11 protein-coding genes are annotated in these 12861 nt (G+C 72.0%); 3 read left to right on the plus strand and 8 right to left on the minus strand.

The window, feature by feature from the left end; all coding sequences use genetic code 11:
* Positions 1 to 74: 74 nt before the first annotated feature.
* From IH25_RS0127370 to IH25_RS0127400, 6 genes are all read right to left on the minus strand, one after another.
* Positions 75 to 581, minus strand: a complete 507-nt coding sequence (locus IH25_RS0127370) for a hypothetical protein (protein WP_209445380.1) — start codon at positions 579 to 581, stop codon at positions 75 to 77.
* Positions 582 to 673: 92 nt separating this feature from the next.
* Complete coding sequence (gene pth, locus IH25_RS0127375; protein WP_030616079.1) at positions 674 to 1276, minus strand: aminoacyl-tRNA hydrolase; 603 nt, start codon at positions 1274 to 1276, stop codon at positions 674 to 676.
* A 69-nt stretch (positions 1277 to 1345) separates the two neighbouring features.
* A complete protein-coding gene (locus IH25_RS0127380) occupies positions 1346 to 1939 on the minus strand; it encodes a 50S ribosomal protein L25/general stress protein Ctc (RefSeq protein ID WP_030616081.1) in 594 nt (197 codons plus the stop codon).
* Between the two features lie 206 nt (positions 1940 to 2145).
* On the minus strand, positions 2146 to 3126 hold the full coding sequence (locus tag IH25_RS0127385) for a ribose-phosphate diphosphokinase (protein WP_030616084.1): 981 nt from the start codon (positions 3124 to 3126) through the stop codon (positions 2146 to 2148).
* Between the two features lie 154 nt (positions 3127 to 3280).
* A complete protein-coding gene (gene glmU / locus IH25_RS0127390) occupies positions 3281 to 4729 on the minus strand; it encodes a bifunctional UDP-N-acetylglucosamine diphosphorylase/glucosamine-1-phosphate N-acetyltransferase GlmU (RefSeq protein WP_078844435.1) in 1449 nt (482 codons plus the stop codon).
* A 198-nt stretch (positions 4730 to 4927) separates the two neighbouring features.
* Complete coding sequence (locus tag IH25_RS0127400) at positions 4928 to 5785, minus strand: hypothetical protein (protein ID WP_030616090.1); 858 nt, start codon at positions 5783 to 5785, stop codon at positions 4928 to 4930.
* A 166-nt stretch (positions 5786 to 5951) separates the two neighbouring features.
* Between IH25_RS0127400 and IH25_RS0127405 the strand changes: the two genes are divergently transcribed.
* Complete coding sequence (locus IH25_RS0127405; protein ID WP_030616093.1) at positions 5952 to 7265, plus strand: sensor histidine kinase; 1314 nt, start codon at positions 5952 to 5954, stop codon at positions 7263 to 7265.
* Between the two features lie 24 nt (positions 7266 to 7289).
* Here the strand turns inward: IH25_RS0127405 and IH25_RS0127410 are convergent, their stop codons facing one another.
* Together IH25_RS0127410 and IH25_RS0127415 are read right to left on the minus strand one after the other, a co-directional pair.
* Entirely contained in the window at positions 7290 to 7820 is a 531-nt protein-coding gene (locus tag IH25_RS0127410) for an SUKH-3 domain-containing protein (RefSeq protein WP_030616096.1), read from the minus strand.
* 55 nt (positions 7821 to 7875) lie between these two features.
* The gene (locus tag IH25_RS0127415) at positions 7876 to 8391 is read right to left on the minus strand and encodes a YwqJ-related putative deaminase (RefSeq protein ID WP_030616098.1); all 516 of its coding nucleotides are present in this window, start codon (positions 8389 to 8391) and stop codon (positions 7876 to 7878) included.
* 298 nt (positions 8392 to 8689) lie between these two features.
* Between IH25_RS0127415 and IH25_RS0127420 the strand changes: the two genes are divergently transcribed.
* Both IH25_RS0127420 and IH25_RS39930 read left to right on the plus strand, forming a co-directional pair.
* On the plus strand, positions 8690 to 9685 hold the full coding sequence (locus IH25_RS0127420) for an SMI1/KNR4 family protein (RefSeq protein WP_030616101.1): 996 nt from the start codon (positions 8690 to 8692) through the stop codon (positions 9683 to 9685).
* A 10-nt stretch (positions 9686 to 9695) separates the two neighbouring features.
* A complete protein-coding gene (locus IH25_RS39930) occupies positions 9696 to 12665 on the plus strand; it encodes an SUKH-4 family immunity protein (RefSeq protein WP_078844436.1) in 2970 nt (989 codons plus the stop codon).
* The last annotated feature ends 196 nt before the right edge of the window (positions 12666 to 12861 follow it).

The following is a 12861-nucleotide window of genomic DNA, read 5'->3' on the forward strand; positions in this document are numbered from 1 at the left end:
GCGAAAAGAGGGTGCCCCCGAGGTCGTACGACCCCGGGGGCACCCCCCTTTTCTCCAGCTCAGCCCGGCCCGGCTCACTGCACCGCCACGAACGCCGCCGTCAGCAGCCCCGCACCGGCCAGCCCCAGCACCCACGCCGGCCGCGTCAGCCGCATCCCGCCCGCGACCACCACCGACGCCAGCAGCAGCGCCCCGCCGAGCGGCAGCCACGCCAGCAGGATCCCCGCCGGCCCGGACCGCACCGCCTCCCCGGTACCGGGCTTGAGCACCACGTCGTACGTCGCCCCCGCACGCACCGCCACCGACGAGTCCAGCTCCACGCTTCCACGGGCCCGTCCCCCCGCCGACACCGGCGTGAACGGCCCCGTACAGGTCTCCCCGGCACACCGCGTCACCCGCACCGTGCCGGACTCACGCCCCTTCGCCAGCATCACGTGCTGTGCGGTCCCCCAGGAACCCCACACCCCGGCGAACAGGATCAGCGCGGCGAACGCACCCATCACGGCGACCCGGCCGAACCGCAACGCGGTCCCGGACGCCTGACGAGCGGCACTGGCGGTGGCAGGCATGGCCGGGATCATTGGCCATACCCCTACGACCGGTCAACTCCGGTGGGCGGCCTGGGCGGACAAGTCACCAGTTGTACGACCCCCCGCCCGCCCGGGCCGGCCCCTCACGAGTTGTACGCGCTCTGCGCCCGCTCCAGCCCCTCGCCCACCAGGCACTCCACCGCGTCCGCCGCACGGTCCACGAACCAGTCCAGCTCCTTGCGCTCCGCCGACGAGAAGTCCTTCAGCACGAAATCGGCCACCTGCATCCGCCCCGGCGGCCGGCCGATCCCGCACCGCACCCGGTGATAATCCGGCCCCATCGCCTTCGTCATCGACTTCAGACCGTTGTGCCCGTTGTCCCCGCCGCCCAGCTTCAGCCGCAGCGTGCCGTAGTCGATGTCCAGCTCGTCATGGACCGCCACGATGTTCTCCACCGGGACCTTGTAGAAATCCCGCAGCGCGTTCACCGGACCACCGGACAGATTCATGAACGACATCGGCTTCACCAGGATCACCCGGCGGCTTCCCGGCCCGGCCGGACCCAGCCGGCCCTCCAGCACCTGCGCCTGCGCCTTGCCCGCCCGCTTGAACTTCCCCCCGATCCGCTCCGCGAGCAGGTCGGCCACCATGAAACCGACGTTGTGCCGGTTCATCGCGTACTCCGGACCCGGATTGCCGAGCCCGACGATCAGCCAGGGGGAACTGGCGGGAGTGGTCACGTCCATCTCTCCTCGATACGCGCCAGCCGCTGCCCCCCACGGGAACAGCGGCTGACGAAACGACGACTACGAGGCTCAGGCCTCGGCAGCCTCTTCACCCTCGGCGGACTCGCCCGCGGTCTCCTCGGCCTGCGCGGCCAGGACCTGCAGGACCACCGCGTCCTCCTCGACGGCCAGCGTGGTGCCGGACGGCAGGGTGATGTCCTTGGCGAGGACGGAGGCACCGGCCTCCAGACCCTCGATGGAGACGGTCACGGCCTCGGGGATGTGCGTGGCCTCGGTCTCGACCGGCAGCGCGTCCAGGACGTGCTCCAGCAGGTTGCCACCCGCAGCCAGCTCGCCCTCGGTGTGCACCGGGATCTCGACCTGGACCTTCTCGCCCCGCTTGACCAGCTGCAGGTCGACGTGCTCCAGGAAGCCCTTCAGCGGGTCACGCTGCACGGCCTTCGGGATCGCCAGCTCGTTGGTCTTGCCGTCGATGTCCAGGGAGATCAGGACGTTCGGCGTACGCAGCGCCAGCAGCAGCTCGTGACCCGGCAGGGTCAGGTGCAGCGGGTCGGAACCGTGGCCGTACAGCACACCCGGCACCTTGCTGTCACGGCGGATGCGACGGGCCGCACCCTTGCCGAACTCGGTACGGGTCTCGGCGGTGAGCTTCACCTCGGACATATGGATCACTCCTCGTAGGAACTCGGAACGGACGTGGTCACCCGGCCACGAACGGCCTGCTACGAAGAGCGCGTCGATAACGGACCGCCGTATTCGCAGACACGAGTACGGCCTCCCTCGCCGAGCAACTCCAGCAGTCTACTCGGCGGGGGAGGCCGCACCCAAAAGGATCACCCGCTAGCCCGCACCACGGACCAGCAGAAACCTCACTGCTCGTCGAACAGGCTCGTCACCGAACCATCCTCGAACACCTCACGCACCGCACTCGCGATCGTCGGAGCGATCGACAGCACCGTGATCTTGTCCAGATCCCGGCCCAGCTCCGCCGGCGTCGGCAGCGTGTTCGTGAACACGAACTCACTCACCCGCGAGTTCTTCAGCCGGTCCGCCGCCGGACCCGACAGCACACCGTGCGTCGCCGTCACGATGACATCCTCCGCACCGTGCGCGAACAGCGCGTCCGCCGCCGCACAGATCGTGCCACCGGTGTCGATCATGTCGTCCACCAGCACACACACACGACCCTTGACCTCGCCCACGACCTCGTGGACCGTCACCTGGTTCGCCACGTCCTTGTCACGCCGCTTGTGCACGATCGCCAGCGGCGCACCGAGCCGGTCACACCACCGGTCCGCCACCCGCACCCGGCCCGCGTCCGGCGACACCACCGTCAGCTTGTCCCGGTCCACCTTCTTGCCCACATAGTCCGCCAGCAGCGGCAGCGCGAACAGGTGGTCCACCGGACCGTCGAAGAAGCCCTGGATCTGATCCGTGTGCAGATCCACCGTCAGCAGCCGGTCGGCACCCGCCGTCTTCATCAGATCCGCGATCAGACGCGCCGAAATCGGTTCACGGCCCCGGTGCTTCTTGTCCTGCCGCGCGTAACCGTAGAACGGCACGATGACGGTGATCGACCGCGCCGAAGCACGCTTCAGCGCATCGATCATGATCAACTGCTCCATGATCCACTGATTGATCGGAGCCGTGTGGCTCTGGATCACAAAGCAGTCCGCACCACGCGCCGACTCCTGGTAACGGACGTAGATCTCCCCGTTCGCGAAGTCGAAGGCCTTCGTCGGGACGACCCCGACACCCAGCTGCTGGGCGACCTCCTCGGCAAGCTCGGGGTGGGCGCGGCCGGAGAAGAACATCAACTTCTTCTCGCCGGTCGTCTTGATCCCGGTCACAGCACAGTCTCCTCAGAGGTTGTCTCAGCCAGCCGGCTGCTCGGCGACCTCTCGGCTGGGCATGAGAGGCCGAATCAGCTGGTAAGGGTGCGGGGTGCACATGTGCGGATGTGCGCTTATCACGGTACGCCGTGTTTGGCGCACACGTTTCCGGTCAGTCCTCGCTCTCGCCCCGCCGGGACACCGCCTCGGCCGCCTTCGCCGCCGCACTCCCCGGCCGCTTCCGAGCCACCCAGCCCTCGATATTCCGCTGCTGACCGCGGGCCACGGCCAGCGAACCCGGCGGCACATCCTTCGTGATCACCGACCCGGCGGCGGTGTAGGCACCGTCCCCGACCGTGACAGGAGCCACAAACATGTTGTCCGAACCGGTCCGGCAGTGCGACCCGATCGTCGTGTGATGCTTGTCCTGTCCGTCATAATTCACGAACACACTCGCCGCGCCGATGTTCGTGTACTCACCGATCGTCGCGTCCCCGACATACGACAGGTGAGGCACCTTCGTCCCCTCGCCGATCGACGCGTTCTTCGTCTCCACGAACGTCCCGACCTTGCCCTTGGCGCCCAGCCGGGTACCGGGCCGCAGATACGCGTACGGCCCCACACTCGCCCCCGCGCCGATCCGCGCGCCTTCGGACACCGTGGTGTCCACCCGCGCCCCCGCACCCACATGCGTGTCCTTCAACCGGCTGTTCGGCCCGACCTCCGCACCCTCACCCAGATGCGTGGACCCCGTCAGCTGCGTACCCGGCTGCACCACCGCGTCCCGCTCGAACGTCACGGTCACATCCACCCACGTCGTGGCCGGATCGACCACCGTCACCCCGTCCAGCATCGCCCGCGTCAGCAGCCGGTCGTTCAGGATCCGGCGCGCCTCGGCCAGCTGCACCCGGTTGTTGATACCCGCGATCTCCCGGTGGTCCGCCGCGACCGACGCGCCCACCCGGTGCCCGGCGTCCCGCAGGATCCCGAGCACGTCCGTCAGGTACTCCTCGCCCTGGCTGTTGTCCGTGCGCACCTTCTTCAGCGCGTCCGCCAGCAGCTGCCCGTCGAACGCGAACACACCGCTGTTGATCTCCCGGATCGCACGCTGGGCGTCGGTCGCGTCCTTGTGCTCCACGATCGCGGTGACGGCACCCGTCGCCTCGTCCCGCACGATCCGGCCGTAGCCGGTGGCGTCCGGCACCTCGGCCGTCAGCACGGTCACGGCGTTGCCGTCCGTGTGGTGCGTGTCGGTGAGCCGCTGCAGCGTCTCGGCGGTCAGCAGCGGAGTGTCCCCGCACACCACCACGACGGTGCCGTCCACGGCACCGCCCAGCTCCTCCAGGCCCATCCGCACGGCGTGCCCGGTGCCGTTCTGCTCCGCCTGTACGGCGGTCCTGGTGTCCGGGTCGATTCCGGCGAGGTGGGCGGCGACCTGCTCGCGGGCGTGGCCGACCACGACGACGAGGTTTTCGGGGGTCAGCGCGCGGGCGGCGGCCAGCACATGGCCGACGAGGGAGCGGCCGCAGATCTCGTGCAGGACCTTGGGTGTGGCCGACTTCATACGGGTGCCCTCACCCGCTGCGAGAACGACGACGGCTGCCGGGCGGATGGCACTCACGGGGTTGCCCTTCGGCTGGGGGTGGGTGGGTGACAGCCGCAGGATACCGGGGACATGGGTACGGGCCCCGACTTGTGGGTCAGGGCCCGGGTGAAGCGCTCCCCCATCAGGATTTGAACCTGAACTTAAGGGACCAAAACCCTCAGTGCTGCCTAGTTACACCATGGGGGATGAAACTCGACTAAACCGGACATCTGGTCAGGTCGCCGAGTCGGCACCCAACACTATGCCGTACCAAGTGCCTTCGATGCGACGGTACAAGTCGGCGCTCTTCAGGACTTTGATCACCAGGCAGCCGCGATAGGTGTCCGCTGTGTTTTTGCGGGCCGTCCTGGGGTTGTGCCTCTTGATCGTGGTCTTGTAGAAGGCGGAGGTGTCGGCGCTGACGAGGTCGGCCCAGTAGCGCTCGGCTCCCTCGATGTCGGCGTTCTCGTGGATCATCACGTTGAACCGAAGGTGCTCACGGTCCACCTGGAGCAGGTCGAGCCACTTCAGGAAGACTTTGATCATTCCTGGGTCGCTGTTCACGAAGGTCACGTTCTCGCGGCGGTCGTACGGCTTGTCCTTGGCGCCCTCGGCCCAGTACAGGCCGACGCCGACCAGGAACAGCTCGCGGTCGGACAGCCGGCCGACGGCCGCCGCCGCGCGCCGCTTGGTCTCCTCGCGCTCGCGATCCCGTGCGGCCCGCAGGTGTGCCAGGCCCTCGTTCATCAGGGCTCGCTGTTCCTCGGGCGTGTAGCGGGGCTCGGGCTTCGGCAGATCCCGCACCCACAGGGAGATGGAGCTCTTCGAGCACCCCAGTTCCGCCTGGATGCGGTCGTAGGTCCAGCCCTGGAGTCGTAACTCTCGTGCCCTGCCCCGCAGGTCGTCCTTCGCGTTCGGGCGCTTGGTCCACTCCGGTGGTGGCTCCCCTTTCACCAGCTGGTTGAGGAGGTCGTTGTTGAAGATCTTCAGCTCGTCCCGGATCTGCCGGAGGCTGTAGCCGGAACGCCGCAGCGCCACCGCCCGCTCCCGCAGTTCCTCGAAGTCGGCGTATGTGCCGGATGTCTGTGCCATGGGCATACCGTCCGGCCGGAATGGGTGGTTCCGGGGTCGAACGGGAAAGGTTCATCAGTTCGAGGGATAGGGGGAGGTTTCGATGCCGTTCGGTTACGGAGTGTGGTGTGTGGAGGTAGGTGAAAGTCGCCGGAAAAGCCGCACCCGTCGCCCGTAGGCTGGAGGTATGACCACGACGGGGGAAGAGCACGCCAGGGCCTTGACCGGCCCGTGGTGGTGGGCGAGGTGGCGCAGTGCGGTGCTCGACGGGGGTCTCGCGCTGCTGTCCGCCGTGGAGTGTGCCGCGGAGGGGGTTCCGTTCGCCCGGGAAGCGGGGATCCCGGTGTCCGCGGGGGTGGTGTTCGGGCTGATCGCCGGTGCGGTGCTGCTGGTGCGGCGCAAGTGGCCGATCGCGGTGGTGCTGGTGGCGATCGCGGTGACGCCGGCCGAGATGGGCTTCCTGATGGGGGTCGTCGGCCTGTACACGCTGGCGTCGTGCGAGCTGCCGCGCCGGGTGATCGGGGCGTTGTCGGGGATGTCGTTGCTGGGCACGGCGGTGGTGACGTTCGTGCGGGTGCGGCAGGACATGGCGCGCGGTGATCTCACGCTGGGTGACTGGTTCCTGCCGTTCGCTGCGGTGACGACATCGCTGGGGCTGACGGCTCCGCCGGTGCTGCTGGGGTTGTACGTGGGGGCGCGGCGGCGGTTGATGGAGAGTCTGCGGGAGCGGGCGGATTCGCTGGAGCGGGAGCTTCAGCTGCTCGCGGAGCGGGCGGAGGAGCGGGCCGAGTGGGCGCGTAACGAGGAGCGGACGCGGATCGCGCGGGAGATGCACGACGTGGTGGCGCACCGGGTGAGTCTGATGGTGGTGCACGCGGCGGCGTTGCAGGCGGTGGCGCGCAAGGATCCGGAGAAGGCGGTGCGGAACGCGGCCTTGGTGGGGGACATGGGGCGGCAGGCGTTGACGGAGTTGCGGGAGATGCTCGGGGTGCTGCGGGCGGGTGGGGACGCGGTGCGGCGTCCGTCGGGGGTGCCGTTGGCGGCGGTGGGGGAGGCGGCCGAGGCGGCGGCGTCGCGGGCGGCGGTCGCGTCGGAGGCGGTGGAGGGGCCGTGTCTGTCGGAGCTGGAGGAGCTGGTCGGGCAGTCGGCTGCCGCGGGGATGGTGGTGGATCTGTCGGTGGAGGGGGAGGTGCGGCCGTATCCGGCGGAGGTCGAGCAGACGGCGTACCGGGTGGTGCAGGAGGCGTTGACGAACGTCCACAAGCATGCGGCGGGTGCGAAGACGTATGTGCGGCTGGCGCACCGGGTGTCGGAGATCGCGATGCAGGTGGAGAACGAGCCGCCGCCGGAGCCGGCGTCGGCGTCGTCGGCGGGGTTGCCGTCGGGCGGTAACGGGCTGGTGGGGATGCGGGAGCGGGTCGTGGCGCTGGGTGGTGTGTTCGTGTCGGGGCCGACGGACGCGGGTGGGTTCCGGGTGTCGGCGGTGATTCCGGCGGCGTGAGCCCGTGGGGTGTCCGTCCGGGGGTCAGCCGGCGGTGAGGCGTACGGGCTGGACGCCGGTGATGAGGGCGGTCAGGGCGTGGTCGATGTCGGGGCCGGTGTACCAGTCGCCGGTGTGGTCGATGGTGTAGACGCGACCTTCGGCGTCGATGGCGAGGAGGGCGGCGGTGCCGGTGTCCTCGCCGAGGGGGCACAGCTGGGTGCCGAGGGCGTGGCCGAGGTCGCCGAGGGTGCGGGCGAGGTGGAGGCCGTGCAGGGGGTCGAGGTGGAGGGTGGCGGGGGCGATCTGGCGGCCGGGGCCGGTGGGGGTGATGGTGAGGCCGCCGAATTCGGCCCAGGCCTCGACGGCGGCGGGGAAGACGGTGTGCCGGTGTCCGGCGGGTGAGGTGTGGGTGCGCAGGGCGTCGGCCCAGACCTCGGCCTGTTTGATGTCCCAGCGTCCGGGTTGCCAGCCGGCGGCGCGCAGGGCGGCGTCGACGGGTACGGAGAAGCGGGATGGGGGTCCCCCCGGTCGAGCGGAGCCGAGACTGGGGGAGGAGGCGCGGTCGGGGTGCATCTGCCCTTCGTTCGTCGAGCTTGCCGGGTGGGTGTGGGTGTGGGTGGTGGTGGGGTCAGTCGTCGGTGGGGGTGGGGTCGACGATGCGGATGCCGAAGTGGGCGCTGAGGGCGGTGCAGGCGCGGCAGGGAGTGGCGAAGCGGCCGTGCAGGGGGTCGCCGTCCTCGCGTATGCGGCGGGCGGTGAGTTTGGCGTGTTTGAGGGCTTTGCGGGCTTCGCCGTTGGTCATGGGTCTGCGGGCGGCGCGTTTGCTGCGGGCGGCGTCGGCGGTGGTCAGGTGCCGGGAGATGAGGATGGTCTCGGCGCAGCGGCCGGTGAAGCGGTCGCGCTGGGCGCTGGGGAGGGTGTCGAGGAAGTCCTGGACGAGGGGGTGCAGGGTGGGGGGTTGGTCGCCGCGGGCGGCGGTGCAGGTGAGGGTGGTGCCGCGGACGGAGAGGGCGGCGGCGATGGCGGGCAGGATGCCGTCGCGGCGGTGCCGGAGGGTGGGGGTGGGGGGTGTCTCGGTGCCGCTCCAGTCGATGCGAGGGTCGCCGGCCCGCACGTCGGCACCTCCGGTCTGCAAGGTCGTCATGATCGTTGTCCCTCCCCTGGGGCATCCCCCCGAAGGACTTAGGGTGCCAAATGCCGTGGCTGGTGGGGAAGCTGGGGCGGGGTGACACGCCCGGTGCGGGGCGGGGTGTGACGGTGGGGTGACGGCTGGTCACGGCGGCGGGTGCCGGTGGGGCCGTGGGGCCGTGGGGGCGTGGGGCGGGTGCGGGCGGGGTGGTGGCGGGCCGGTGACCGGGGTGGGCGTACCGCATAGGCTGGGCGCCATCCGCGATCGACACCGCCGTTTACGGCCAGAGAGAACGCCGCAGGGGGCATCCGCCATGACGACAGGTCGGCTCGGGCAGCGAGCCGCGCCGCCGAACGCGGCCTATGCCGGGCAGGTCGTGCACTTTCCGGATCCGGTCCGGGCGGCGCGTCACCCAAGGGGGGTACGGGTCGACGAGCGGGGTTACCCGGATTTCTCGCCGTACGCGCGTGTGGCGGTGGAGATCGCCGAGCCGCCGGAGGGCTTCGGGGTCGATGAGCTGCGGCTGACGGATTATGTGTCGGCGAACGCGGCGTTGGCGGCGGCGGGGCACGCGTTGTGGGACACGGTGCCGAAGGTGGCGACGCCGCATGGCTGGACGTGGCATCACGTGGCGGGCACCCGGCGGCTGGAGCTGATCCCGGTCGAGGTGAAGGCGCTGCTGAGGCATCACGGCGGGGTGGCGACGGCGGTGGTGGACCATGCGAAGCGGGGGACGCGGCCGTTGCAGGAGTCGCGGCCGGCGCACTTCGGGCTGCCGAAGTCGGGTGTGGCGGTGTCGGAGTCGCAGGTGCAGGGGATCGAGGAGGACCTGGGTTACCGGTTGCCCGGTGCCTACCGTTCGTTCCTGAAGGCGGCGGGCGGTTGTGCGCCGGTGGGCGCGGCGCTGGACGCCGGGCTGGGGCTGCTGGTGGACCAGCCGTTCTTCACGGTGCGCGACGAGGCCGCGGTCAACGACCTGGTGTATGTGAACAAGTGTCTGCGCGACCACCTGACGAAGGATTACCTCGGGGTGGGGTTCGTGCAGGGCGGGCTGCTCGCGGTGAAGGTGAAGGGCGAGCGGGTCGGTTCGGTGTGGTTCTGCGCGTACGACGATGTGCGGGACGTGGATCCGTCGTGGTCGCCGGCGGAGCGGGTGGAGCGTCTGCTGCTGCCGTGCGGTGACGACTTCGACGCGTTCTTGTCCCGGTTGGCCGGTAATCCGCCGGAGTTGGAGACGGTGGCCGGTCTGATGGTGGACGGGGGCTTCGTCCGGGTCGTCCCGGTGTCTTCCGGTCCGGTGGGGGAGTGAGCTGCACGCGATGGTGACGTACGCGCAGGCGCAGGAGCGCGCCGAGGAGTGGATCAACGGCGACGTGCCCGTGTACCAGCACCGTGAGGTGCGGGTGCGGGAGTTCGAGCTGGGGTTCGTGGTGTGGGGCGAGGACCGGGCGGAGGGTCCGCGGTCGGACGCGGGCGGCCAGCGGTTGGTGATCGCCCGGGACAGCGGGGAGGCCACGTTGTGGCCCGCGCTGCCGGTGGGCGAGGTGATCCGCCGGTACGAGGAGGAGTACGGCCGGGCCGGCGAACCGCAGGACGCGGTGCCGGCGCCGGCGCGGCTGGACCTCAACCAGACGTCGTTCCTGCTGACTCCTCCGGAGTGGTTGCAGGAGGCGGCGGACAAGCTGGGGCTGGGGGAGCGGGCTGCGGGGGATCCGGCGGGTTCTGCGGGTTCTGCGGGCTCTACGAGTTCTGCGGGTTCGGCGGACTCGGCTGCGGGGGTGGCTTCGGCGGGGGACGGGGTGCCGGGATCCGGGGCGCCGGTTCCGGCCCCGAGTCCGGCTCCGGTCTCCGCTGCGGCCTCCGTCTCGCCGGAGCCGGGTGGCGGGTCGGCTTCGGGCGGGGGTGCGGCGCCGGGTGCTCAGGACACGGCCGGTGGGCCGGGAGTGCCCGCTCCCGCTCGGGTGCCCGAGGGCGCCACGCCCTGGGCCGGGACCGACACGAACGCGGAGTCCGGTGAGGACGACCGTTCGGTGCCGCTGCCCGCGACGGTGTTCGCGCCGCCGCTGAGCGACCCGGACGACGCGCCGCGGCCCCCGGCGGTCGCGGCGGACGCGCCGACGGCGCTGATGTCGGGCGGCAGCCAGTTGCCGCCGACGGCGGTCGCACCGGCGCTGGACGCGCCGGGCGCGCCGGCCGCCGGCCCGAACGACACGCCCCCGCCCGGTCATCCGCAGACACAGGCGCCGGGTGCGCCGCCGTACCCTCCCGCGCACGGCACCACGACCCCGCCTCCTGCCGTGCCCTCCGGCGCGCCGGGCGCCCCGGAGGGCAGCACGCCTCCGCCGCCCGCTGCGTCGTACGGCTATCCGCAGGCGCCGGGTGGTGCGCCGGGCGCGCCGCAGCCTCCGGCGGGGCCGGGAGCGCCCGCGCGTCCGTTGCCGCCGCACGCGGGGGACATCGCGGACGCCGCGACGAGCAAGGCGGCACCGCCGCCGAAGAAGGGGCGCGGGGGAGTGGGTACGCCCCCTCCGCCTCCGCCGCCGGGCGCTCCGGGCATGCCGGGCGCGCGCCCGGGGAGTGCGACGCCGCCGCCCGCGCCGGGTGCCCCCGCGCCGGGTGCCCCCGCGGGCGGGTACGTGCCGACGCAGCTGGTGTCGGCGCTCGGCCCGGAGGGTCCCGAGGGACAGGCCGGTCCGGGGGGCGCGGAGGGAACGCGGGCGCCGGGCGCGCCGAACGTTCCGGGCGCCCCCAACCCGCCCGCCGCGCCGCCGGGTACGCCGGGCGGGACGCCTCCGGGCGGTGTGCACCAGGCGGCCACGATGCTGGCCGACCCGAGCCGCCCGGGCGAGGGCGCGCCCCAGCCGCCGGGTGCCCCGCAGCCGCCGGGTGCCCCCGGTGCGCCGGGCGCCCAGGGCATGCCCACCCCGCCCGGTGCCCCAGCGGCCCCGGGCGCCCCCGGCATGCCGCCGGTGCCGGGTGCCCCGCAGCCTCCGGGCGCGCCCCACGCCCCAGGCGCTCCAGGCGCGCCCGGCACCCCTGGCGTGCCCGGCGCCGTGCACCAAGCCGAGACCATGCTGGCCGCGCCCCCCGTGGCCGGTGGCCCGGGCGCCGTCCCGCCGCCGGGAGCCGTCCCGAACGCCGCGCCCCCGCCCCCGCCCGCCCCCGGAGCGCCGGGCGGCGCCCCGGGCATGCCCCCGGGCGCTCAGGGCACCCCGCCCCCGATGCCGCCCGGGGCGATGCCCCCGCCCGGCGCGATGCCCCCGCCGGGTGCGCCCGTGCCGGGGCAGGTGCCTGCGTACGGGTATCCGCAGGGGCAGCCGATGGTGGGTCCGGGCTATCAGGCCGTGCTGCGCTACCGCGCGCAGGACGGCTCCGAGCAGCAGCTGATCCGGCGTTCGGCGCCGGGCATGCCGCACCCGGAGTGGCAGATCTTCCACGAGCTGCGGGCCATGAACGTGCCGCCGGACCAGGTGCTGGAGCTGCACACCGAGCTGGAGTCGTGTGAGCTGCCGGGTGCCTACTGCGCGCGGATGATCCGGGAGCAGTGGCCGCAGGCGCGGATCACGAGCATCGCGCCGTACGGCACGGACCACGCGGGCCGGCGCCAGGGCATGCACCAGTTGCTGGCGCACCAGGGTGAGTTGCACCAGGTGGCGGACGGTCCCGCGCGGCCGGCGCCGGTGCGGGCGCCGCTGCCGCCGGTGCAGGCCGCGCCGCCGGTGCCGCCGGAGGCGATCGCGCAGGAGCTGGCGGCGGCCTTCGGGCCGGGGATCTTCCGGTTCGAGCAGCAGGCGGTGTCCCGGCAGGGTGTGCCGCCGATCGTGGCGCACACCCTGGTGGTGGCCGGACTGCCGCTGGACATGGGCCCGTTCTTCTGGGCGCAGGCGCAGCCGGGCCGTCCGGTGCCGACGCTGGCGGAGCTGGCGGCCGAGCGCGGGGTGATGGCGGCGCCGGACGCGGGCTCGTATCTGGTGATGGGCACCGACTTCGGCAAGGCGCTCTGTGTGCAGTACGGGACGGCGAACATCGTGGCCGTGCCGGTGGAGGCGGGTCCGGGCGGTGCGCCGGTGCCGCCGCAGTTCGTGAACTCCGGGCTGCCGGAGTTCGCGCGCTGTCTGGCGCTGCTGGGCCGGATGTGGCGTCTGCGGTACGGGCTGAACCAGGAGCAGGCGGGCCGTTGGACCGTGGATTTCCAGGCGCAGTTGGCGGCCCTGGACCCGGCGGCGCTCGGTTCGCCGGAGAGCTGGTGGTCGGTGCTGCTGGAGCAGATGTGGGACGGGCTGTTGTAGCCCCTGACGGGTTGTTGCGGCCCGCCTCCGCGGATGTGTCCGCTGTTCGCCGTCGTAGGGCCCTTCACGCGCGCGTGGAGGGCCCTACGCGTGTGCCCGGTGCGTCTCCGGCCTCTGCCCTGCCCGGCGCGCGTTCCGTGTCCGCGCGCCGTTCTGCGGAGTGTCGGATGGTGACCCCTTATGTCCGATCCATCAA

Source organism: Streptomyces achromogenes subsp. achromogenes, assembly GCF_000720835.1.
GTDB lineage: Bacteria > Actinomycetota > Actinomycetes > Streptomycetales > Streptomycetaceae > Streptomyces > Streptomyces achromogenes.